Consider the following 22,936-nt stretch of genomic DNA (forward strand, 5'->3'; position numbering starts at 1 on the left):
GGCACTCAACCTGCGGTCTGGGTGCTGGATATGTGTTCGGCGAGGGTGTCCGGCGTGCAGCGCAGGTCACCGATCATCAACACGTCCTGTTCATTGGCGGAGGTGGCCGGGTCCAGGCGGAACTGGCACAGCAATTGGTTGCGGTAGCGCACTTCGAGGGTTGGCGAGCTGGCGCTCATTTCCATGGAGAAGAACCCGTCGGCCTCGCTGACCCCACGGCTGGCGTGGTTGATCACGTGATGGCCCCTGAGCGGCTGGCCCTGGGCATCGAGCAGGCGCCCGAGTACCGACACGGTTTTCATGACGGTGATTTTCCGGTAGTCCACCCCGCCCTTGTTCAGGTGGTAGGTGGTCCGCGCCGGTTGGATATTGGCCGCCGGTGGGTGGTTGCCGTCGAAGTCGAAGTTCACCGTGCTGCTCTTGTAGGCCGCCACCGGTACGAAGTTGCGCCCCGGACGCAGGATCGCGCCGCCGCCGCTGAAGTCGTCGGCACGCAGTGTGATCTCATCCAGATCGGTTTCGACGTCGACGATCATGCCCGCGCCATTGCTCTGGTACTGGCTGGTCATCAGCATCTGGTCGCCACCGGCAACGAAGGTGCTGTGCAGGTTCAGGCCGCCGCTGAGGTCGCCGTTGAACGAGCTGCGTTGGATGAAGCCGTCGCCGCTGACCACATCACTGTCGAAACTGGCCATGCCCGAGAACCCGACGCCGTAGGTGTCGGTGATGGCGGTGGCCGAGACGCTTTGCAGCAGGTGGTCGGTGAGGTCCTGGCGAACGGTGACCGACGCATTGTTGTCGCGACCGCCGTCCCGCGCGGTGCGGGTGCCGATGCTGCCGGAAATCTGCCGGCCATCTCCGCCCAGGGCCAGGCTCACAGAGAGGTCCACGCCGCGGTTGCGCTTGTCGTTGGTGCCGGACGTGCCCGGTCGGTCGAACACCGAGAAACGCCAGTTGGCGTCGCTGCCCCACAAGGTGTCGCGGCGGCTCCAGCCCAGGTCGAGCCCGGCGCCTTCGGCATTGCCCTCGCTGTGGGACAGGCGCAGGTTCCAGGAATTTCGCGCGTCGACCCGGTGGTTCACCGAGAGTGCCGAGTTACTGGTCTGGCCAACAAAGGTGTTGCGCCGCAGGCGGGTGCCGTCGGGCAGGGTCTCGAAGGTGTCGCGGGTGTCGAGCCAACTGCGGTTATGGCTGAGCACCAGGTTGGTGGCGCCAAACGTGTAGAGGCCCTGAACGTCCAGGCCGGTGCCGTGTTCGCGGGTCTGGTAGAGGTTGGTGTAGAGGCTGGTGTTGTTAGCCACCGTCCAGTCCACCGAACCGCCGTATTGCAGTTGCTCACGCACTTCCCGCGCCGACAGGCCGAGAATCACCCGGGGATGCACCAGGTAATTGACCGAGGCACCCGCGGTGATCGAGCCGGAAGACTGTTCATCCCAGTTGCTGAACAGCTTGGTTTCGCGTCCGGCAAACAGGTTGTAGCGCCAGCGGTCATCGACGTTGCGCCAGTTGCTGGGTTTGTACACCAGCTCTTGGGAGGTGCTGACGGTGAGGCCGTCTTCCACCAGGCGCACTTCGACTTCGTAGATGCCGCCGGGCAACGGTCGCGTGTCCAGGGTTTGCAAACCGGCCGCGACCGCCTGGGTGTTGATCAGCAGACCGTTGCGGTAAATCTCCACGGCGGCCTGGCGATTGGCGGTGACGTAGATCGGGTAAACGCTGGCCTTGGCATTGTTGATCGCCAGGCTGTCGGAGCTGCCGTACATGACGCCTAACGCGGTATCCGGGCTGGCGCCAAAGCTGCGCAACTGCCGGGTAAGGCCGTCGGAATTGGGGGTGAAATGGCCCAGGCGCAAAAACTGGCCTTCCAGTTCTCGCTGGGTATACAGCTCATGGATTGCATGGCGCAGTTGTTCTTCGTCGCCACTCTGGCGCGCCAGCTGCAAGTTGAACACCTGGGTCCAATTGCCCAGGCTGGCACTGGCTTGCAAACCATAACGTCCGCCCAGGTTTTCTTCCTGGCCGCCGTTAAGGTTGAGCTGGTTGTTGATGATCAAGCCACGGCTACCGCCTTCGGGCTGCGCGTGAAAACGCGGTGCGTCGCTGGTGTGTTCGACGTTCTGGGTGATGATCGACAGCAGTGAGTTTTCCAGGTTGTAGTGCACTGACACCAGTTGCTGCGGGCACGCCTGGGTGCATGCGCCAAGGCCGACGCCGCTCTCCAGCAAGGCTTGCCAGGTGTCGCGGGTGGTGGCGGGGACTTTGCTGTCGCCGGTATCGGTGAACTCCAGCAGCGTCACCCGTTCGTCCTGGGACAGCACAATCAAGGCTTCCCCCAGGGGTTGCTGATCCAGTTCGACCTGTACCGCCAGCGGTACGTCGAAAAAATGGTCGCCGAACCCGGCAGGCAAACCCTGAGCCTGGGTCAACAAACTGCCAGGCGTGACGGTGCCTGGCGTGGGTGCGGCCAAGGCACTCGTACAAATCACTAGCGCAAGCGCAACCGCGATGGGCGTCATCGGGAACATGAAAGGAACTCTCTGAGGGCCAGGAGACTTGATAAAAAACAGGCCGACCAATGGGGGAAAATCGGCCGGCCCGAACGCAAATGCCCGCGGGCAAGAAAGCCCGGCGAGCACCTACACCATTAAGGTGCTGGCGTTGGCGGCACCGCATCGAACACCAGCGCCACAGCGGAGGTGTAGGCACCACGCTGGGTGGCCGTAGGCTTGGCTGCCACGATGCGCAGTTCAGCTCCCACGCCCGGGGTGGAGTCGGCTTCGTTCACCACTTCTTTTGGCGTGCCGGTCAGTTCAACGCCGTGCAGGGTGGTGGTCAGCGGGATGTTCTGCGCGACGTTGCCGTTGAACAGAACAGCCGGGCCGCCTTCGATGTAGGCGTGGACCGAACCACTGGTGTTCTTCAGGTCGTAGATAGCGCTCAACGGCGCCAGCTCACCGCTGACGATGTTGTAGGTCAGGGTTTCGTCGCGGCCGAAGTTCGGATCACGTGGCTGCGCGTGGAACACCGTGGTAGGGATATTCGCCTTGATGTTGACGGTGTGGTTGGCTTCGCCGGCAGCGAAGGCCGTCGAGGCGTTCAATGCCAGAAAGGCCAATGGAGCAGCAATTGCAAACTTCTTGAACATGATGAGTTCCTGTTTTGAGGACAAGTTAGTGCCCCATTGAAAGTTGAACAGTGAATTCAACACACAATGAGGTCCGCTGCAGCGAGACGTAAGTGAGTGCAACGCGAGAGGAATGATCCACTAACTTTAAAAACAGGTATGCAGGCTGCTTCCCATGCCTTCGTAGCCAATGTATACGGGCAAATACAGAAAAATATGGCACTTTGCCAAAACTTTAATTTTCTCCGTAAGACATGGACTACATGAATTATTCAACAACGTTCGTTGTGAATATTCCGTAGGAAAAACACCACACATAAAAAAACAGAAGTTATAAAAGACTCTTTGAAAGTACGAGTTCCAACTCTAATATTAGTTGGATCGCCGCACCACTAATAAGTCAATCCAAATGCTTGCAATGTGCGATAGGCCACACTGACCGTTGGTCGTCTGTGGCTATGCATCCATTAAGATATATCTTACGTTATGTCTTATCCACACAAGGAGAGCATGACAATGAGAGACCATCATTCCCACCGTGAACCCGGTGACGGCTTCGAGAAACGTCCAGGCCGCGAACGTGCCGGCCGCGGCCCACGGGTATTCGCCCCGGGTGATTTGAAGTTGCTGCTGCCGGCATTGATTGCCGAACAGCCCTGCCACGGCTACGACCTGATCCGCAAGATCGAAGCCCTGTTCGACGGCGCCTACAGCCCGAGCCCCGGGGTGATCTACCCCACATTGACCTTCCTCGAAGAGAGCGAATTGATCAGCGGTGACGCCGACGCTGGAAAAAAACGCTACACAATCACCGACGCCGGTCGTCTCTTCTTAAGCGAACAGGCGGTGGCGCTCGACGGCATTCGCCAGCGCATGGAGGTGAGCAAGCGCTCGCTGCGCGGCCAGGATCGCCCGCCGGAAATCCACGAGGCGGTGCACAACCTGCGTCACGCCTTGCATTCGCACCACGGGCATTGGAGCCCGGAAGAAATCGTTCGTGTCGCGGCGCTGCTCAACGGCACCGCCCAAGCCATTGCCGACGGGAAAGCCCAATGAATACACAAGCCATTCACCGCGTGACCCACGAAATCAAACGCCGCCGCCTCGACGTACTGCGCGTGGTCGACATCACTCCGCGCATGCGCCGCATCACCCTGGGCGGGCCGGAACTGGCGGGCTTTGTCAGCCTGGGCAGCGACGATCACATCAAGCTGCTGTTCCCGCAGAATGCCGCCGAGCAAGCGGCGCTGGAAAGCCCGACGTTCAGCATCAAGGGAGACGGCCCGCAGCCGGCCATGCGCGACTACACGCCACGGCGTTTTGACCTGAACATTGGCGAATTGGACATCGACTTCGTGCTGCACGGAGACGGCCCCGCCTCCACCTGGGCCGAGCAGGCCAAGGTGGGTCAGCACCTGTACATCGGCGGGCCACGGGGCTCGATGATCGTGCCGGATATGTTCGACAGCTACCTGCTGATCGGCGACGAAACCGCGCTGCCGGCCATCGGTCGTCGCCTGGAAGAACTGCCGGCCGGGCGAAAGGTGCTGGCGGTGATCGAGATCGCGAATACCGCAGAGAAACAGGTCCTGCACAGTCAGGCCGATGTCGAGGTGATCTGGGTCATTCGCGGCCAGGATGATCTGCTGGAAACCGTGCAGAACCTGACGCTGCCGAGCGGCTCGCTGTACAGCTTCGTCGCGACCGAAACCAAAGTGTCGCGCCAGGTACGCCGGGTGCTGCTGGATACGCACAAGGTCGATGAAACGTTCCTTAAGGCCGTCGGCTACTGGCGCGCCGAGGGCAGTGAAGAAGCGTGAATCAAGGTCGGGGCTTGATAACTTTATCCAGCCCCACCACCGCCAACGCGATCAGCACAAACCCCGCCAAAATCCCTCCGGCATTCACGAACACTTGTGGATAACCAAGGGTGGCCACATCGATGAACGGGTACTGATACTGCCCGAGCAAATCCCCGCGCAGCAGCGCATAAGCGAAGTACACCAGCGGGTAAATCATCCACGCGCCGATGTGCTTGAGGCGAAGGCTGCCCTTGGGCACGCACCGCCACCAGTAAATCAAAAACAGCACCGGCATCACGTCATGCAGCAGTTCATCGGCGATCAACTGAAAGCCTTCGGGCTGCCATAAATGCCGCAGCAACAGGCTGTAGGCCAAGCCCACTACCAAGATGCTCACCGTGATACCGCTGCTGATCGCCGGCCTGAGAAAAAACCGCTTCGCCGCCGAGTCCCGTTGGACCAAGGCATAGCTCAACACCACCACCGCCAGGGTGTTGGTGAGCACAGTGAAGAAACTGAAAAAGTTGATCAGCCCGCCCAGCAAGCTTGCGCCGCTGGACCAGCGCGAATAGAAAATCAGGTATTGCTGAATCGCCAACCCCACCCAACCGGCCAGTGCTGTCGCCGCTATAAACCGCTTCATGGATTCAATCCAGCGGACGTTTGGTGCGCATCAGCTTTACGTACAACCCTTCGACTTTCTCCCGCGCCCACGGCGTCTTGCGCAGGAACGTCAGGCTCGACTTGATACTCGGGTCGCTCTTGAAACACCGCACATCAATGCGCTCGGCCAGGCCTTCCCATTCGTAGTGCTCCACCAAGGTGGTGAGGACGTGCTGCAGGGTTACACCGTGAAGGGGGTCGTTGCTTGTCGCGGTCATGCCAGGCCTATGAAAAAAGTAATCACGAAGGCGCACACCTTATCACCCCCTCCGCTCAGGGATAAAAAGTTCCCGTGGCTCGCGAAAAAGAGATGTTATATTGTAACTATAACTTTCAAATCTTTTCGTCGTTTTGCCAAGGAATGTCCGATGTCCCTCTCTTCTCTGTGGCGCTTGACCCCGCTTGCCGCCGCCCTGCTGATCAGCTCCGAAGCCCACGCCCTGGAGTTGCAACCCCAAGTCATCACCGGCAACCCGCTGGGCAGCGAGCAACTCGCTTCACCGACCACCGTGCTGGAAGGCGATGACCTGACCCTGCAACAAAAAGGCAGCCTTGGCGAAACACTGAACAAGCAGCCGGGTGTGTCGTCTTCGTACTTTGGTCCAGGCGCCAGCCGGCCAATCATCCGTGGCCAGGACGGCGATCGTATTCGTATCTTGCGCAACGGCGTGGGCGCCCTGGACGCGTCGTCGCTGTCTTATGACCATGCGGTGCCGCTGGACCCGGTCAACGTCGAACGCATCGAGATCGTGCGCGGCCCCGCTGCATTGCTGTACGGCGGCAGCGCCATCGGTGGCGTGGTCAACACCTTCGACAACCGCATCCCCACCGAAGCCATTGAAGGCATCCACGGCGCCGGTGAACTGCGTTATGGCGGCGCCGACACTACACGCAGCAGCGCGGGCAAACTCGAAGCCGGCAACGGCACGTTCGCCCTGCACCTGGACGCCAACGCACGGGAATTCAACGACCTGAAAATCCCCGGCCAGGCCCGCAGCCGCCATGCACCGGAAAGCGAAGACGGACCCGGCAAAAACGGTCGCCTGGGCAACAGCGACGGACGTCAGGACGGTGGCGCGGTGGGCGGTTCCTACACGTGGGACGACGGTTACGCCGGGCTGTCCTACAGCAGCTACGACGCCAACTACGGCTCGCCGGCCGAACAGGACGTGCGCATCCGCATGAAGCAGGATCACTACGCCTTTGCGTCCGAGATCCGCAACCTGCAAGGCCCATTTACCTCGGTGAAACTCGACGCGGGCTACACCGACTACGAGCACCGCGAAATCGAAGGCGGCGAAACCGGTACGATCTTCAAGAACAAAGGCTATGAAGCCCGCGTCGAAGCGCGTCACCAGCCCATCGGCCCGTTCGATGGCGTGGTCGGCGCCCAAGTGACCCGCAACGAGTTCTCGGCCCTGGGCGAAGAAGCCTTCGTACCGCAGACCGACACCAACGCCGGCGCGCTGTTTATCCTCGAAGAAATGCAGGCCACCGAGCGCCTCACACTCAGCCTTGGCGGACGCCTGGAACACACCAGCGTCGAGCCGGATGCCAAGGGCAACGCGCGCTTTGCCGGCGCCGACAAAACCAACGATTTCACCGCCGGCAGCCTGTCCTCGGGTGCGGTGTATACGCTGACGCCGATCTGGTCCCTGGCGGCGACTCTGGGCTACACAGAACGTGCGCCGACCTTCTACGAGCTGTACGCCAATGGCGCCCACGTCGCCACCGGCACCTACGAACTGGGCGATGCCAACCTGAAGAAAGAAAAAGCCGTGTCCAGCGACCTGGCCCTGCGCTTTGACAATGGCACGCATAAGGGCAGCTTCGGTGTGTTCTACAGCCGCTTCTCCAACTACATCGGCTTGCTCGGCACGGGTCGTACCCTGAACGACGAAGGTGAAGAAGACGCGAATGGCATTCCTGAGTACGAATATTCCGGCGTGCGTGCACGTTTCGCCGGCTTTGAAGCTCAAGATCACATCAAGCTCGGCGAAGGCGCCTACGGCAAATTCGCCTTGGAGCTGTCGGGCGACTATACCCGCGCCACCAACCTCGACACCGGCGACGCCTTGCCGCGCATTGCGCCGCTGCGTTTGAACAGCGGATTACTGTGGGAACTCGACCGCTGGCAGGCACGCATTGACGTGGAACACGCGGCAGGCCAAGGCCGTGTTCCGGATAACGAAAGCGGCACCGACGGTTACACCACATTGGGCGCGAGCGCGGGTTATCACTTCAATGTCGGTGGCAGCCAGTGGTTGGCGTTTGTGAACGGTGAAAACCTGACCAACCAGACTGTGCGTTATGCCAGCTCGATTCTGCGGGACATCGCACCGGCACCCGGTCGCAGTGTGCAGTTCGGCATCCGCACCACCTTCTGACGCACACCGCTAACCCCTTGTGGGAGGGGGCTTGCTCCCGATGGCAATCGGTCAGATAACCCAACGGTGTCTGATCCACCGCCATCGGGAGCAAGCCTTCTCCCACACTTATTGTGCAGCGACGTTCTGTCACTGTTACCAAATCGGAAATGATGCATCTTGCGATTTGCGCTTTCTCTCGACGCGTCCGCGCTTTATCCTTGTCGGCAATAACCTGAAACGTTTCACTCCCCGGTCGACCCCATCTTGCTGAATATTCCCACACACCAAGACAGCGCTGTCTTACATCGACCTGCGCCTGGGTATAAATCGCGCGCCTGTGGATAACCCTCGCAATCCTCAGAAAAACCGAATTAACGCTGAACCAAGCCTGTGCCGAATCGTCATCTACAGTGAGTGAAGCACGGGGTTACACAATTATTCCAACGTCACGGAGAAACACACTATGAGCACTGATGGTGCTTCAAGCCCAAGCCGCCTGCTGCCCAGGTTGCTAGGCGTCTTGCTGCTGATCATGGGCCTGGCCCTGCTGGCCGGCGGTATTAAGCTGACGATGCTCGGCGGGTCGCTGTATTACCTGCTGGCCGGTATCGGCATCGCCCTCACCGGCGTCCTGCTGCTGGCTACCCGCCGCGCAGCGCTGGGCCTGTACGCGCTGGTGCTGTTCGCCAGTACCGTGTGGGCATTGTGGGAAGTCGGCCTGGACTGGTGGCAGTTGGTGCCACGTCTGGCACTGCTGTTCGCCCTCGGCATCGTCATGTTGCTCCCGTGGTTTCGCCGTCCGTTGCTGCGTGGCCAACCTGCCCCGCTGGGCACTGGCGCGCTGAGCGTGGCCGTGGTGTTGGCCGGCGCTGCCGCCCTTGCCAGCCAATTCACCAACCCCGGTGAGATCAAAGGCCAACTGGACCGCGACGCGGTGCCGGGCATGGCCAATGCTGCGCCGTCCCAGGCTGATGGCGATTGGAATTCCTACGGTCGTTCGGCCTTTGGTGATCGTTACTCGCCACTGGCGCAGATCACCCCGGAAAACGCCCACAAGCTGGTTCCGGCGTGGACGTACCGCACCGGCGACATCCCTGGCCCGAACGATCCAGGCGAGACCACCGCGGAAAACACCCCGCTGAAAGTCAACGGCATGCTGTACGTGTGCACGCCGCACAGCCAAGTGATTGCCCTGGACCCGGACACCGGCAAGGAAATCTGGCGCTTCGATCCGAAGATCAGCAGCCAAGGCGCTGAGAACTTCAAAGGTTGGGCGCACATGACCTGCCGTGGCGTGTCGTATCACGATGACGCCGTCTACGCTTCCGAGCAGAGCCCAACCGGCAGCGCCAGCCCGGCCGCTGCGCCGAATGCCTGCCCGAAACGCATCTTCGTGCCGACCGCCGACACCCGCCTGATCGCCCTGAACGCCGACACCGGCAAGATGTGCGAAGACTTCGGCGACAAAGGCCAGGTCGACCTGCGTGCCAACATCGGCAGCTTCGCCCCAGGTGGTTACTACTCCACTTCGCCACCGGCCGTGACCAAGAACCTGGTCGTGATCGGCGGTCACGTCACCGACAACGTTTCGGTCGACGAGCCAAGCGGCGTAATCCGCGCGTTCGACGTGCACACCGGCAAGCTGGTGTGGAACTGGGACAGCGGCAACCCGGACGACACCACCCCGTTGGCCGAGGGTAAGACTTACACCCGTAACTCGCCGAACATGTGGTCCATGTTCGCCGTGGATGAAAAACTCGGCATGCTTTACCTGCCGATGGGCAACCAGATGCCCGACCAATACGGCGGCGACCGTACCGACGATTCCGAAAAATACGCCGCTGGCCTGACCGCCCTGGACATCGACAGCGGCCATGTGAAGTGGACCTTCCAGTTCACTCACCATGACCTGTGGGACATGGACGTAGGCGGCCAGCCGTCGCTGATCGACATCAAGACCGAAGCCGGCGTGAAGCAGGCCGTCATGGCGTCGACCAAGCAAGGCAGCATCTACGTGCTGGATCGCGCAACCGGTCAGCCGGTCGTGCCGATCCATGAAGTGGCTGTTCCGCAGGGCGCAGTGGCGGGCGACCGTACCTCCCCTACCCAACCGAAGTCCGAACTGAACTTCATGCCGCCGCCGCTCAAAGAGCGCGACATGTGGGGCGTGACGCCGTTCGACCAACTGCTGTGCCGCATCGATTTCAAATCCATGCGCTACGACGGTCCGTTCACCCCGCCATCGCTGCAAGGCTCGATCGTTTACCCAGGTAACTTCGGCGTGTTCGACTGGGGTGGCATTTCTGTCGATCCAGTGCGCCAGATCGCCTTCGTGAACCCAAGCTACATGGCGTTCAAGTCCAAGCTGATCCCAGCTGCCGACATCGCCAAGCAAGGTCCACGCGTCAGCGAAACCGAAGGCGTGCAGCCGAACAAAGGCGCGCCGTACGGCGTGATCCTGGAAGCGATGCTGTCGCCAATGGGCCTGCCGTGCCAGGCACCGGCGTGGGGTTATGTGGCAGCGGTCGACCTGACCACCCACAAAACCATCTGGATGCACAAGAACGGCACCGTGCGCGACAGCTCGCCGGTTCCGATCCCACTGAGCATGGGCGTACCTAGCCTGGGCGGCACCTTCACCACCGCCGGTGGCGTGTCCTTCCTCAGCGGTACCCTCGACCAGTACCTGCGTGCGTATGACGTGAAAAACGGCAAGCAACTGTGGGAAGGCCGCCTGCCAGCGGGTGCGCAAACCACACCGATGACCTACACCGGCAAGGACGGCAAGCAGTACGTGCTGGTCGTGGCGGGTGGTCATGGTTCCCTGGGTACCAAACAGGGTGACTACGTAATGGCGTTCAAACTGCCGGATTAAGCGTTACCGGCGGCAAAACAAAGGCGGCTACCCTCACAGGTAGCCGCCTTTTTCATAAACAACACAGATCAAAATGTGGGAGGGGGCTTGCCCCCGATGGCAGTGGGTCAGCCAATGCTCATGTCACTAGCGCACTGCTATCGGGAGCAATCCCCCTCCCACGCTTGCCGCCGGCACTCATGAAACTAGTGCTCGATCACTTCACCGCGCATCACCGCCAACCGTGCAATCAACCGATTCTGCACCGGCACCGAGATCCCTTCGCTGTCCATCGCCTTGATCAAATCCTCCACCAACGCATTGAAGTCACTGCGGCTCACATTCTGGCCCTTGTGACTCTCGGCCATGCTGTCACCGGTGTAGGTGCACGGCCCGCCTGCTTCGACGCAGAACTGTTCGATCAATTTGTTGCGCAGGCGCTGGATATCGACGCGCCGAAAGCGTTCGACGATGCGCTGATCCCGGGCAATGTTGAGCAGCATGCCTTCGACAATCCGCGTGATGCCGGGCATGGCGCCAAGGTCGCGGTACAGGCTGTCGTCCTTGGGCGGTTGCTGGGCGCAGGCGCTGAGCAGCAGCACCAGCGCAATCGGTAAAAGGCGCATTAGAAACTCCCCTGCACGGACAGGTAGGTGCCGTTCTGGTTATCCAACGTAGCGATTTCGCCGAGGCGCGCGTAGGCCAGCACAAACGACACATGCTTGTTGGGAAAGTAGCCGACAAACACGTCCGCCCAGTCGCTTTCGCCAGCGAACGACAAGTTATCGGGCTTCTCGCGGTACTCCACGCCCACCGCCCAGCGCGGGTTGAACAGCAGGGCCACCGACCCTTCCTTGAGCAGGCTGCGACGGTCGCGGCGGTCGCCGCCGAAGCCTAGCAGGCCGGTTTCATTGGCGCGGCTGTAGCGCAGGCTACCGTTGACCAGCACGTTGTAGCCAAACGCCGCGCCCATGAACAAACGGCTGGCGGCGAGGTAGCCCTCCACGTCGCTGTCACGCTTGGCGCCGACCAGGCTGGGGATGTCGAAGTTGGTCTGGTGTTTGTATTCCAGGCCCAGCGAAACCTGCGGCAAGCGGTCGTAAATCACGTCACCGAACAGGCGAAGCTTCACACCGAGCACATCCTGGCCAAGGTTGTCTTCCGGCAGATTCAGCTTGTGCACCAGGCTGCCGAGGTCAAAGCGCTGGCGGGCGAAAGAGACTTCGACGCGGTTGTCATAGGCCAACGCCAGCCCCGCCACGTCCAGCCGATAGTCCGGCAGGTTGACGGTGGTGGCGAACGCCGTGGCGCCCCACTCGTGCTGTTCGCCATAGCCGGCCAGCACCGCCCACGGCGTGATGCCGCCGCCCGCCGTGCCCTCGATGCTGCTGGCACCGCCGGTGGCGATCAGGCGGCCGTTGTCGGCCAGGGTGGTTTGCACAGTCAGGGCGGCCAGGCAGCCGATCAGTAGAGAAAGACGCACGTCAGCCACTCAATGAACCAGGGAAGTTTGCGCACTGAGTGGCAACGCCACCCAGGCTTCGAAAGCGTCGGCGCTCAAAGGCCGACTGATCAGATAACCCTGGGCCGTGTCGCACTGCCAGCGCTCCAGCAGGCGCAGGCTATGGGCATATTCAACGCCCTCGGCAACCACTTTGAGGCCCAGGTTGTGGCTCATTTCGATGGTGGAACGCACGATCACCGCGTCCTCACTGGTTTCATCGAGGTTGCGCACAAAGGATTGGTCAATCTTCAACTCTTGCACCGGTAGACGCTTGAGGTGCGCGAGGGACGAATAGCCGGTGCCGAAGTCATCCACCGACAGACTGATGCCGCAATCACGCAGCAAGTGCAGGACTTTGAGGGCTTTTTCCGGCTCGCGCATCACTGCGCTTTCGGTGATTTCGAACACCAGTTGCTCAGCCGGCAAACCATAGCGACGCAGCAACGCCGAGACGCGGTGGGCCAGTTCATCGCCGAGCAAATCATCCGCCGAGATGTTCAACGACAACTGCAGGTACAGGCCACGGCGGTTCCACTCACACAGCTGACGAATGCCCTCTTCGATCACCCAGTGGGTCAGCAACTGAATACTGCCGGAGCGCTCGGCCAAGGGAATGAACTCCGCCGGCGAGACCATGCCGAACTGCGGATGCTGCCAGCGCAGCAAGGCTTCGGCCTGACGTACGTGGCCCTCACGAATGTCCAGCTTGGGCTGGTAATGCAGCAGCAATTGGCCTTGGTTGGGCGCGTGGCGAAGGTCGCGGATCAGCGTGATCTGGCGGCGGTGCGCGAGGTCACGGCCATGTTCATAGACCTGCAGGCGACCGGGCATTTGCGCGGCGTCTTTCATGGCGATGGCCGCGCGTTCAAGCAAGGTGTGCGGGCTTTCGCCATCGGCTGGGAATGCGGCGATGCCCAAACGGCAGTCCAGCGCCAAGTCATGGCCGTTGATGCGCTGGGGCCGCAGCAACAGTTGTTGGAGTTTGTCGGCCATGCCCACCGCCTCGTCGCTGCCTGCGCCTTCGAGCAATAGCAGGAACTCGTCGGCGATCAGATGCGCCAGGGTATCGCCGGGACGCAGCACGGCTTCCAGGCGACGGCTGACGGCAAGCAGCAATTGGTCCACCGCGTCAGTCCCGGCGGTTTCGCTGGCGACGCGCAAGTTGTCGATGCCCAGGTAGATCAACGCGACCGGCCGATTCAACGCAATGGCGCTGCCCAGACGCTCCATGGCCAGTGCCCGATTCGGCAGGCCGGTGAGGCGATCATGCAAAGCATTGTGGGCAAGCTGCTGTTCGCGCTCGGCGATGCCGCTTTGCATGGAATTGACCGCATGGGCCAGTAACCCCAGTTCGTCACTGCGGGCCAGGGTCACGGGTGTTTGATAGTCGCCCTGGCCAATGCGCTCGGCCGCCAGGGCCAGCGCCTGCACTGGGCGCGACACGGTGCGCGCCAGCAGCAAGGCACCGATCAACGAAGCCAGCAACGCGACCAGTGCGATGGCGAGGATCTTCTCATCCAACGGCACAAAGGCTTGCATCGCCGCATCCAGCGGGCTTTGCAGCAACGCCAGGACTTTGCCGTTTTCATCGCTGGCCAATACCAACGACTGATTGAGGAAACGCTGCTCCAGGTGATCGGTGGTGGACACGCCACGGCGCGTGGAATCGCCCTGCATCAATGCAAGGATGCTCCTGCGCAGCTCTTGAGGTTGGGTGGTGACCAACTCGCCTGGCTGGTCTTTTTCAATCGCCAGGAACGACACTTCCAGGTTGCTCAACGAGCGCAACTCATCGGCGAACGCACCGTCCATGCTGAAGCCCATCACCACCCGCGCAATCGGCAGCGGCGCCAGCACCGAGGCTTCCACCAACAGGTGCGGCTTGCCTTGCAGCGGCACAATCAACATGACCTGGCGATTGCGCCGGGCCTCGCGCAGCGACTGGTCATACTTGAAGGTCGAGCCTTCGGGCACTTCGCTGAGGGTACTGGCCAGGACTTTGCCGTCCATGCCCAGCAGGATCATGTCACTGGCGTTGATGCGCTTGCCGTGGTTGAGCAGCACCGAGCGCATCGTCGCCGAATCGCCACTGGCCACCGCATCACGAAAACCGAAGTCGGCCGCCAACAGTTGCACACCGTCAGCGAGGCGCCGCCCGCGTACGTCCAGCAAGCGCTCGAATACCCGCGCGCCCACATCCAACTGGGCCAGCGCCTGGCTGCGCACCGCTGAATTGGTGGCAGCCTTGACGCTGAAATACAGTGCGCCGATCACCACCAGCAACAGCAGGATCAGGACGCTGGCGACCCGCGCCTGGAAACTACTGCGCAGTTTCACGGGCGGCTCGATTGAAGGCATCGCCAAAGGCACTTGGCGTCGGCGGAAGATCCTCGGACGCCGGCTCCAGGGCCAGCACTACGTTGTGTCTCAGGCCAGCGGCAGGCACGTGCAGGGTACCGCCGTCCAAGGGCTGCATATCCGCCAACTGCGGGTGCCATAGGGTGGCGTGGTAATCACCGGGCGCCAGCTGCTCCAGGTGCACTTGGCCCTGGGCATCGCTGACAGCGAAGAGCGGGTCATCGGTGACGTAGATGTAACCGAGCATCCAATCATGGATATTGCAGCCCAGCACCACCACGCCGGGTTTGTCGAACAGCAGCGGCTCGGCGGGCGTGCCTTCGTACAGGCGCAGTTCGAAACGTTTGGCGGCGCTGAACGAATAGACCTGATGCCGGATGTTGTCGCTGTTGGGGAAGCGCACCTGAGTGCCGGTGTGTACCGCCAGCACATGGGGCGCAAAGCGCTGGCCGCGTTGGTCCATATTCGCCTTGAGCACGGCCGACGATGAGCCGGGCGGGCCTTGCAGGGTCACGACCGCATCCGCCACCGGGCTGCCATCGGCCCGCTTGAACACCAGGTCCAGCGTGGCCGCCGACGCAGAGCCGGCCAACATCAGCATCAGCGTCAGGGAGAGCAAGGGAGGAGTTCGGGCCATGGTCGATCCGCAAAAAATGGAAAATGAGCGGCCAGCCCTGGCACAGTGGGTTACGGTCATGATGCCGCAAACAAGGCACAATGCCATCATGCAATAGCGCTGGATACTTGACCGTTGGTCGGTAAATAACTGTGCAAACGGTCAAGCCTTGTAGAGCGTATCGGCCTGGGGCCTAAAAACTATAGACGCGGGCTTCAGACCGGCGCGCGCTCGCGGCGCATCCACATCTCGAACGCCATGGCATTGAGCGGCCGACTGATGAGGTAGCCCTGGGCCGTATCGCAGTTCCACTGTTTGAGGAGTTTGAGACTGGGCTCGAACTCCACCCCTTCGGCCACTACCTTGAGCCCCAGGTTGTGGCTCATTTCGATGGTGGAACGCACGATCACGCCGTCGCCCGTGGCGCTGTCGAGGTTGCGCACAAACGACTGGTCGATCTTCAATTCCTGTACCGGTAAGCGCTGCAATTGCGCCAGCGACGAATAGCCCGTGCCGAAGTCATCCACCGACAGGCTGATGCCACACCCACGCAATTGTTCCAGCACGCTGAGGGCCTGCTTCGGGTTGTGCATGATCGCGCTTTCGGTGATCTCGAAAATCAGTTGCTGGGCCTGCACGTCGTAGTGTTCCAGCAAGGTGGTCACACGAATCGCCAGGTCATCATCGGCCAGGTCGTCCACCGAAATATTCACCGACAACTGGATATGTAATCCGCGCTGCGCCCACTCGCCGATCTGACGAATAGCCTCTTCGATCACCCATTGGGTCAGGCCACCCATGCTGCCAGTGCGTTCAGCCAGGGGAATGAACTCGGCGGGCGATACCAGCCCCAGCGTCGGATGCTGCCAGCGCAGCAAGGCCTCGGCCTGGCGAACATGCCCGTGCAGGAGGTCGAGCTTGGGCTGATAACACAGGTGCAACTCACCTTCGACGACCGCACGGCGCAGGTCGCGGATCAGGCTGATCTGGCGCTGGTGCGCAAGATCGCGGTCCTGCTGGTAGATCTGTAGATAACCGGGCAGCGTCGTTGCATCGTGACGCGCGATGGCCGCACGGCTGATCAACTCTTCCACATACTGGCCGTCGGCGGGGTACGCCGCGATGCCGATACTCACCTCGTGGCGCACTTCGTCATTGCCGATGCGCTGGGGTTCGGTAAGCAGCGCGTAGAGGCGGTCTGCGCGGGCTACGGCGCGGTCAACCTCGGTATTTTCCAGCAACAACAGGAATTCGCTGCTGGTGATGCGCGCGGCGGTATCGCTGGCCAATAGGCTCATGGACAGACACCGGCTGGCCTCGCGCATCATCTCTTCGACGCCCTCGGGACCGAAGCCCTCGTTGATGACCCGGTAGTTTTCGATGCCCAGGTACAGCAACACTACTGGCCGACGCGCACTGATCGCGCTGCCCAGGCGCTCCATCGCCAGCGCGCGATTGGGCAACCCGGTGAGAGCGTCATGCAGGGCGTTATGGGCCAGTTGCCGTTCGCGCACGGCGATGCGGCTTTGCATGGCATTGAACGCACGGGCCAACAGGCCGAATTCATCGTGGCTGCGCACCCGCACCGGCGTGCGGTAATCCCCCGCGCCAATGCGCCCGGCCGCCTCCACCAACGCATTGAGCGGGCGCGACACCCGCCGCGCCAGGAACAACGCACCGGCCAACGAGACCACCAGCACGGCCAGGGCGATCCCGAGGAACTGCCGGTCCAGCGGCGCAAAAGATTCCAGCGCGTGGTCCAGCGGGCTTTGCAGCAATACGCGCACCTCGTTGCCGTCACCGGTGTTGGCCAGCGGCAACACTTGGCTGAGCACACGCTCACCGTAAAACGGATGGATCTGCGCCTCTGGGTTCAAAGGCGCATCGTGGAGCAGGCTGAGGGTGCCGGCCTGATAATCGACAGGCTGGGTACTGAACAACGGACCGGGCCTGCCGTCCTGCACGCTGAGAAACGACACCTCCAGGTTGCTCATGGAACGCAGTTCGTTGGCGAACAGTTGGTCCATGGCAAAGCCCATGACGACGCGGGCGATAGGCAGGGGGTCGAGGACTTCATCCTGCACCAGCAAGTAAGGCCGCCCGTCCAAGGCGACAATCACCATTTGCAAGCCGTCACGCCGCGCATGGCGCAAGGCAGTGTCATAGGGAAAAAGCTGCCCGCGCGTGAGGATGGGCAACGTGCTGACCACGACCTTGCCATCCAGCCCCAGCACAAACACCTCGCTGGAACGGACGCCGGAGCCATGCCGACGCAGTGCAGCCAGAATCGACACCGTGTTGCCTTCGGCCACGGCTTGCTTGAACGGGCCGTCGACGGTGAGCCAATCGAGGCCGTATTGCAGGCGGCGCCCGCGCAGGTCCAGCAGGCGCTCGAATACCTGGGTTCCGGTTTTCAACTGGACTTGCGCCTGGTTCTCCACCGCGCGGGTGGTGGCGGCCTTGACGGCAAAATAGGTGGCAGCGACGACCACCAGCAGCAGCAGTGCCAGCACCCCGGCGATGCGAGTTTGGAACGTATGGCGCCACGTCATGGCGGTGCCCTCTGGCAGTGTTCGCCTCTCTCTGCCACTACGTCCTTTTGTCATGTGCATTCCTTGCGACAGCTGACCTGGCGTCAAAAAAATATCCATTTTCGTTGGATATTGGGTGTGAGGAGATTAGCTGGGAGTTGGGGGGTGTGCATTCAATAAACGTGGGGATTTAGGTGGCGGTTTATTGGCGACAGAGGGTTGGCTTGGGGGGCATATCCGTTATCTGGGTAACGGCGGGTATTGGTTCCGCCCTTACGGCGGGTCACTTTGGAAAAGCCCCAAAGTAACCAAAGGGCTCTTGCCCCAACACTCGGCACCTCGCCTAGGCTCGGTGTGCCCGCACTCCGGCTTGAATCCGTGGGCCGCCGCACTGGGCCATCCATGGCCCAGTGCGGCTAACCCGGCGTCCTGCCGGGTTACCCACGGATTCAAGCCTGCGTGCGGCCAGCGTGTTTAACGGGGCGCCTAAGATCACGATCAAAAGCGCAGATCAAAAGACCGCTGACTTCGTCAGCGAAAAGGATGTAAGAGCAAAGGCAAAAGCCAAAGCAAAAGCAAAAGCAGATCTAAAGCAGATCTAAAGCAGATCTAAAGCAGATCTAAAGCAGATCTAAAGCAGATCTAAAGCAGATCTAAAGCAGATCTAAAGCAGGCTGGGACTTATCTGATATGTGGAGATCAAAATGTGGGAGGGGGCTTGCTCCCGATGAGGGTGTGTCAGTTGATGCAGCTGTGACTGACCCACTGCCATCGGGAGCAAGCCCCCTCCCACATTTGGAATGAGTTCGGCTTAAGAACCCGGTCGGCTCTAAGGCCGCCGCGCTCTTGCTTTTGATCTGAAATCGCCCCGTCAACCACGCTGGGCCAGCATTCCGGCCTTTCCAAAAGTGACCCGTTGTAAGAGCGAAACCATAGGCGGCCGTTACCGCAGCAACGGATATGCCCCCCAACCCACGCACTCAATCAAACACCACGCGCCCGCATGAAATCCCCCCACCTGCGCACCAGGTAGTTGTGCTCATCCATCACCGAGTTCCACACCGCAATATGCCCCATCCGCTGCTCATACGAACCACCATCACGCACTTCGCCAATATCAATCAGCGGTAGCCCGTCACTCCCCAACAATTCCTCCCGCGCAGGCTTGCCGGCGTACCAGTAATCCCACTCGGCGCTGCTCAGGTGATCGCGGCTGCGCGCCGGGTTGCCGATGTAGTAACCCTGCCGGGCCATGACCGCGCCGGGCCAGCCGGACAACCACCAATTGAGGTAGGCATAGGCCGCATCCAGCACCGGGCCTTGGGCATGGCGCGACAGTGACAAACCGCCAAACCAGGCGCGATAACCTTCCCGGGGCACGGCCAGGCGGTATTTCACTCCGGCGCGGTGCAGGCGCATCAGCGTCGGCGACCACAGGCTCTGGATATCGATGCTGGGGCTGAGCATCAGTTGCGCAGCCTCTTCATCGTCGGACCAAAACGCAGCGAAATGCCCTTCTTTCTGTTTGCGCACCAGAATGTCAGCAAGCACGTCGATCTCTTCGATGCTCATGTTGCCGATGTCGTTAAAGCGGGCAAGCCCCGCACCCTGCACCGCCAATGCGGCGTCCAGGGCGCCGATGGCGGCGTCACTTTGCAGCGCTGTGCGCGCGCGCCAGGCCGGGTCCAGCAGCCAGCCCCAGCTTTCGTTGCCGTGGCAAAAACCTTCGGGCAGGCGCTCGGGGCGGTAGGCGAAACTGTCGGCGTTGTGGGTCAGGGGCAGCATGCTGATGCGGTCGGTGACGGTGCTGCCGAGGCTGCCGTCGTGCTGCACAAATAAGCGCTCGCTGGGCACGCTGCCGCTGCCCAGGCGGTCGCTGGGCGACAGGCGCCCGCGTTTGGGCAGGTCGTTGATCTCATGCCACAGCGCGATGCGCCGTGTGTCGATGGGCTGGATCGCCCGGGCCGGCCACACGAAGTCGACGTTATGAAACCACTGGTCGTACAGGTCGTAGCTGTCGGGCTGCATCACCGCAATGCGTTGGGCCTGTTCAACGTCGTGCACCTGGTACACCAGGCGAATGCCCAGCTCCTGTTCGGCACGTACGCGCAGGGTTTCAAGCAAGGTCACGGAGGTGCCGAGGACGCGTAAAGTGATCATCCGGCGAACCGCCGCGAGAACACATCAAAAGAACGCCGCAACAGCGCAGGGTCAAGGCCGCGCAGGATAAACACCAGGCGCGATTGCCGGTCTGTGCCCGGCCACGCAGGCAGATGGACCGGGGCATGCAGGCAGTGCTGCACGCCATGAATGACGATGGGGGCGTTGCTTGCGTTCACGTTGAGCAGTCCTTTGACGCGAAGGATTCGTTCGCCGTGGCATCTTAACAGCATCGACAACCACACCCCGAAGCCGACCCAGTCCAGCGGCTGGTCGAAGGTCAGGCTGCACACTTGCGCCGCACCGTGGGTGGCGGTGGTGGTTTGATGCAGTTGCCAACGGCTGACTTCCATCGCCGGCTCGGCGCTGCGCAAGCCTTCGCCCAGCAGCAATTGATCGCCGCTGTGAATGTCATGGGTATTGAGGATCGGCGTGCCGGTATTGAGTGCCCGTAGATGCGCGCGCAGGGGCTCGCACTCGCCCGCCAAGTCCGTTTTGCTCAGCAGCAAACGGTCCGCAGCCGCCACCTGGGCCAGCCATTCCGGGTGCAGGCGCTCTTGCAGGGCGGCGTGGCTGGCATCGACCAGCGTGATCACCAGGCCGATATGAAAACGTCCACGCAATTGCACATCGTTGTTCAGGGTGGCGAGGATCGGTGCCGGGTCGGCCAGGCCGGTGGTTTCCAGGATCACGCGTTTGAACGCGGGTATTTCGCCACGCTCGCGGCGCTGCAACAGGCCGAGCAACGCGTCCTTGAGTTCGCCACGGATCGAGCAGCAGATGCAGCCGCTGGGCAGCAGCACGGTGTCTGGCGCGACTTCTTCCACCAACAGATGATCAATGCCGACGTCGCCGAATTCGTTGATCAGCAACGCAGTATCGCCGAGGCTTTCGCCTTGCAGCAGGCGTTTGAGCAAGGTGGTCTTGCCGCTGCCGAGGAAGCCGGTAATGACATTCAGCGCGATGCTCATGGGGTTGACTCCAAGTGATCCAACAGCCGTGGATCGAGAGGATCCAGCGGGCGGCCGAGCATGGTTTCGGCCGCCTGCCAGAGTTGATCCAGGCCGCTCGCCAGTTCCTGTTTACCGGTGGCGCCCAACAGCAGATAGGAGGCGCCCTGGAAATCTTCGACCTTGAGCCGGAACACCGCCAACACCTGGTTGATCGCAGCGATACGGCGCAGGCGCTCGCGGCGCCGGGGCAATTCGTCGCCCAGGGGATCACTCCAGTGCAGGTCTTCGCCGAGCAATCCGCAGAGTCCGCACATGGCTACACCTCACTCATGGCATGACATCGCCTGAGTTCGGGCCCAGGGTCTGGCCGACGAACAGATTGCCGCCCGGCTCGCTGGCGAGCAGCACGGCGGTAGGCGCGACTTCGTCCGCCAGGCCAAAGCGACCCAAGGGCAGTTCGGCGGCCTTGGCGCGTTTCCAGTCGTCGCTGATGCCACCGACCAAAGGGGTTTCGATCGGGCCAGGGGCGATGGCGTTGACCAGCACGTTGTCCTTGGCCACTTCCAGCGCCAGGGACTTGGTAAACCCAATCACACCCGCTTTGGCCGCCGCGTAGTGAGTCAGTTCGGCGCCGCCCTTGATGCCCAGTTGCGAGGCCACATTAATGATCCGCCCCCAGCGCTGCGCGACCATGTGGGGCAAAGCGCGCTGGCTGGCGACGAACACGCTGGTGAGGTCGACGCGCAGCATGTCGTTCCACATCTCGATGGACAGGTCGACGCACCGCGCCTGGGTAAGCATGCCAGCGTTGTTGACCAGAATATCGATGCCGCCGAAATGTTCGACGCAGCGGTCGACACTGGCTTGGGCGCCTTCGACGGTGCCCACATCGGCCACGCACTCGACCACTTCGGCGCCGAGGTTGCGGCAGGTGATTGCGGTTTCAGCGAGGCTGGCGGCGTGGCGGTCGGCCAATAGCAGACGCGCGCCTTCAACGGCGTAGGCGCGGGCGATGGCGGCACCGATGCCGCTGCCGGCACCGGTGATCACGGCCCGGCGGTTGGTCAGTTGGTTCATGCAAAAACTCCTGAAAAATTCCACTTTCAATGTGGGAGGGGGCTTGCCCCCGATGGCAGTGGGTCAGTCAAAGATGGGCTAACTGAAACACCGCCATCGGGGGCAAGTCGAATCGTCGCACCGCCCCTCCCACATTTGGATCAAGTACATCAGTCAGTCAGGCCAGCGCACGGTCAGGCCGCCGTCAATGACGATGCTCTGCCCGGTTAAATAACTCGACGCATCACTGGTCAAGAACTGCACCAGCGACGCCACTTCATCCGCGCGCCCTACCCGCCCCAGCGGAATCGCCCGCGCGGCTTTCGCCAAACCTTCTGGCCCCAGCGAATTCTTCGCATCCAAGGACTGCGGCGTCTCGATCAAGCCTGGGATCACCGCATTGCAGCGAATCCCCAAACCGGCCAATTCCACCGCCAGCGACCGGCACAAGCCCGGCACACCGGCCTTGGCGGCGGCATAGTGCGAGTGCTCCTGCCAGCCATACACGCCGCCGGCAATCGAGGAAATCGCCACCAGCGCGCCGCCTTCCTTCATGTGCCGCGTCGCCGCACGGAAGGTGCGCATCACCCCCGTCAGGTCGACGTTGAGCATCTCGTCCCAGAGTGCATCGGTCATTTCCAGCAGTGGCGCGCGACGCAGCAAGCCGGCGTTGGCTACCGCGTAATCCAATCGGCCGAAGTGCTGCACGGCCTGTGCGGCCAGGGCGTCGACCGAGGCAGTATCACCGACATCCAGCGGCAACATCAGGCATTCGCCACCGGCCTCTTCCACCAGGGAAACGGTGGTCTGTGGATCATGGGGATCGGCCGGGTAGTACCCGCCCACCACCGCCACGCCGTTGCGCGCATACGCCACGGCGAGGGCTTGGCCGATGCCACTGGCGGCACCGGTAATCAAGGCAACTTTACGACTCATCAATCACTCC

General features: G+C 61.7%; 18 protein-coding genes. 4 read left to right on the forward strand and 14 right to left on the reverse strand.

The features are described from left to right. Nucleotides 1–5 precede the first annotated feature (5 nt). Nucleotides 6–2,525 (reverse strand): CS1-pili formation C-terminal domain-containing protein, encoded by a 2,520-nt coding sequence (locus G9Q84_RS01225; RefSeq protein ID WP_181642765.1) that lies wholly within the window; start codon nucleotides 2,523–2,525, stop codon nucleotides 6–8. Between the two features lie 119 nt (nucleotides 2,526–2,644). Then, nucleotides 2,645–3,145 carry a CS1 type fimbrial major subunit gene (locus tag G9Q84_RS01230; protein WP_032891862.1) on the reverse strand — a complete coding sequence of 167 codons (501 nt, stop codon included), beginning with the start codon at nucleotides 3,143–3,145 and terminating at the stop codon, nucleotides 2,645–2,647. Between the two features lie 495 nt (nucleotides 3,146–3,640). On the opposite strand from G9Q84_RS01230, the gene G9Q84_RS01235 reads away from it, so the two are divergent. Then, complete coding sequence (locus G9Q84_RS01235; protein WP_032891863.1) at nucleotides 3,641–4,180, forward strand: PadR family transcriptional regulator; 540 nt, start codon at nucleotides 3,641–3,643, stop codon at nucleotides 4,178–4,180. Then, nucleotides 4,177–4,944 carry a siderophore-interacting protein gene (locus tag G9Q84_RS01240; protein ID WP_181642766.1) on the forward strand — a complete coding sequence of 256 codons (768 nt, stop codon included), beginning with the start codon at nucleotides 4,177–4,179 and terminating at the stop codon, nucleotides 4,942–4,944. The genes G9Q84_RS01235 and G9Q84_RS01240 overlap by 4 nt, the downstream gene beginning before the upstream one ends. Nucleotide 4,945: 1 nt before the next feature. Here G9Q84_RS01240 and G9Q84_RS01245 read toward each other — a convergent pair whose 3' ends face one another. Next, nucleotides 4,946–5,569 (reverse strand): Pr6Pr family membrane protein, encoded by a 624-nt coding sequence (locus tag G9Q84_RS01245; protein ID WP_032891866.1) that lies wholly within the window; start codon nucleotides 5,567–5,569, stop codon nucleotides 4,946–4,948. A 4-nt stretch (nucleotides 5,570–5,573) separates the two neighbouring features. Then, nucleotides 5,574–5,807, reverse strand: coding sequence for a VF530 family protein (locus G9Q84_RS01250; RefSeq protein ID WP_016977534.1), 234 nt, complete (start codon nucleotides 5,805–5,807; stop codon nucleotides 5,574–5,576). 150 nt (nucleotides 5,808–5,957) lie between these two features. On the opposite strand from G9Q84_RS01250, the gene G9Q84_RS01255 reads away from it, so the two are divergent. Continuing rightward, complete coding sequence (locus tag G9Q84_RS01255; protein ID WP_181642767.1) at nucleotides 5,958–7,976, forward strand: TonB-dependent receptor; 2,019 nt, start codon at nucleotides 5,958–5,960, stop codon at nucleotides 7,974–7,976. 445 nt (nucleotides 7,977–8,421) lie between these two features. After that, nucleotides 8,422–10,833, forward strand: coding sequence for a glucose/quinate/shikimate family membrane-bound PQQ-dependent dehydrogenase (locus G9Q84_RS01260; protein WP_032891870.1), 2,412 nt, complete (start codon nucleotides 8,422–8,424; stop codon nucleotides 10,831–10,833). A gap of 185 nt (nucleotides 10,834–11,018) precedes the next feature. Here G9Q84_RS01260 and G9Q84_RS01265 read toward each other — a convergent pair whose 3' ends face one another. From G9Q84_RS01265 to G9Q84_RS01310, 10 genes are all read right to left on the reverse strand, one after another. After that, on the reverse strand, nucleotides 11,019–11,438 hold the full coding sequence (locus G9Q84_RS01265; protein WP_032891871.1) for a group I truncated hemoglobin: 420 nt from the start codon (nucleotides 11,436–11,438) through the stop codon (nucleotides 11,019–11,021). After that, nucleotides 11,438–12,295: a DUF3034 family protein gene (locus tag G9Q84_RS01270; protein ID WP_181642768.1), complete on the reverse strand. Its 858-nt coding sequence runs from the start codon at nucleotides 12,293–12,295 to the stop codon at nucleotides 11,438–11,440. The genes G9Q84_RS01265 and G9Q84_RS01270 overlap by 1 nt, the downstream gene beginning before the upstream one ends. 9 nt (nucleotides 12,296–12,304) lie before the next feature. Further along, nucleotides 12,305–14,653, reverse strand: coding sequence for a bifunctional diguanylate cyclase/phosphodiesterase (locus G9Q84_RS01275; RefSeq protein ID WP_032891872.1), 2,349 nt, complete (start codon nucleotides 14,651–14,653; stop codon nucleotides 12,305–12,307). After that, the gene (locus G9Q84_RS01280) at nucleotides 14,637–15,311 is read right to left on the reverse strand and encodes a methylamine utilization protein (protein WP_122755653.1); all 675 of its coding nucleotides are present in this window, start codon (nucleotides 15,309–15,311) and stop codon (nucleotides 14,637–14,639) included. The genes G9Q84_RS01275 and G9Q84_RS01280 overlap by 17 nt, the downstream gene beginning before the upstream one ends. 194 nt (nucleotides 15,312–15,505) lie before the next feature. Further along, on the reverse strand, nucleotides 15,506–17,842 hold the full coding sequence (locus tag G9Q84_RS01285; protein ID WP_181642769.1) for a putative bifunctional diguanylate cyclase/phosphodiesterase: 2,337 nt from the start codon (nucleotides 17,840–17,842) through the stop codon (nucleotides 15,506–15,508). Nucleotides 17,843–18,805: 963 nt separating this feature from the next. Next, nucleotides 18,806–19,981 carry an ABC transporter substrate-binding protein gene (locus G9Q84_RS01290; protein ID WP_032886475.1) on the reverse strand — a complete coding sequence of 392 codons (1,176 nt, stop codon included), beginning with the start codon at nucleotides 19,979–19,981 and terminating at the stop codon, nucleotides 18,806–18,808. Continuing rightward, on the reverse strand, nucleotides 19,978–20,952 hold the full coding sequence (locus G9Q84_RS01295; protein WP_032886474.1) for a CobW family GTP-binding protein: 975 nt from the start codon (nucleotides 20,950–20,952) through the stop codon (nucleotides 19,978–19,980). Before G9Q84_RS01295 ends, G9Q84_RS01290 begins: the two co-directional genes overlap by 4 nt. Continuing rightward, a complete protein-coding gene (locus tag G9Q84_RS01300) occupies nucleotides 20,949–21,248 on the reverse strand; it encodes a hypothetical protein (RefSeq protein WP_032886473.1) in 300 nt (99 codons plus the stop codon). Before G9Q84_RS01300 ends, G9Q84_RS01295 begins: the two co-directional genes overlap by 4 nt. Before the next feature lie 13 nt (nucleotides 21,249–21,261). Continuing rightward, nucleotides 21,262–22,011 carry an SDR family NAD(P)-dependent oxidoreductase gene (locus G9Q84_RS01305; RefSeq protein ID WP_032886471.1) on the reverse strand — a complete coding sequence of 250 codons (750 nt, stop codon included), beginning with the start codon at nucleotides 22,009–22,011 and terminating at the stop codon, nucleotides 21,262–21,264. A 153-nt stretch (nucleotides 22,012–22,164) separates the two neighbouring features. Next, nucleotides 22,165–22,926 (reverse strand): SDR family NAD(P)-dependent oxidoreductase, encoded by a 762-nt coding sequence (locus G9Q84_RS01310; protein ID WP_095183921.1) that lies wholly within the window; start codon nucleotides 22,924–22,926, stop codon nucleotides 22,165–22,167. Nucleotides 22,927–22,936: the final 10 nt, after the last annotated feature.

Origin of the sequence: Pseudomonas sivasensis (genome assembly GCF_013778505.1) — a bacterium.
Lineage (GTDB): Bacteria > Pseudomonadota > Gammaproteobacteria > Pseudomonadales > Pseudomonadaceae > Aquipseudomonas > Aquipseudomonas sivasensis.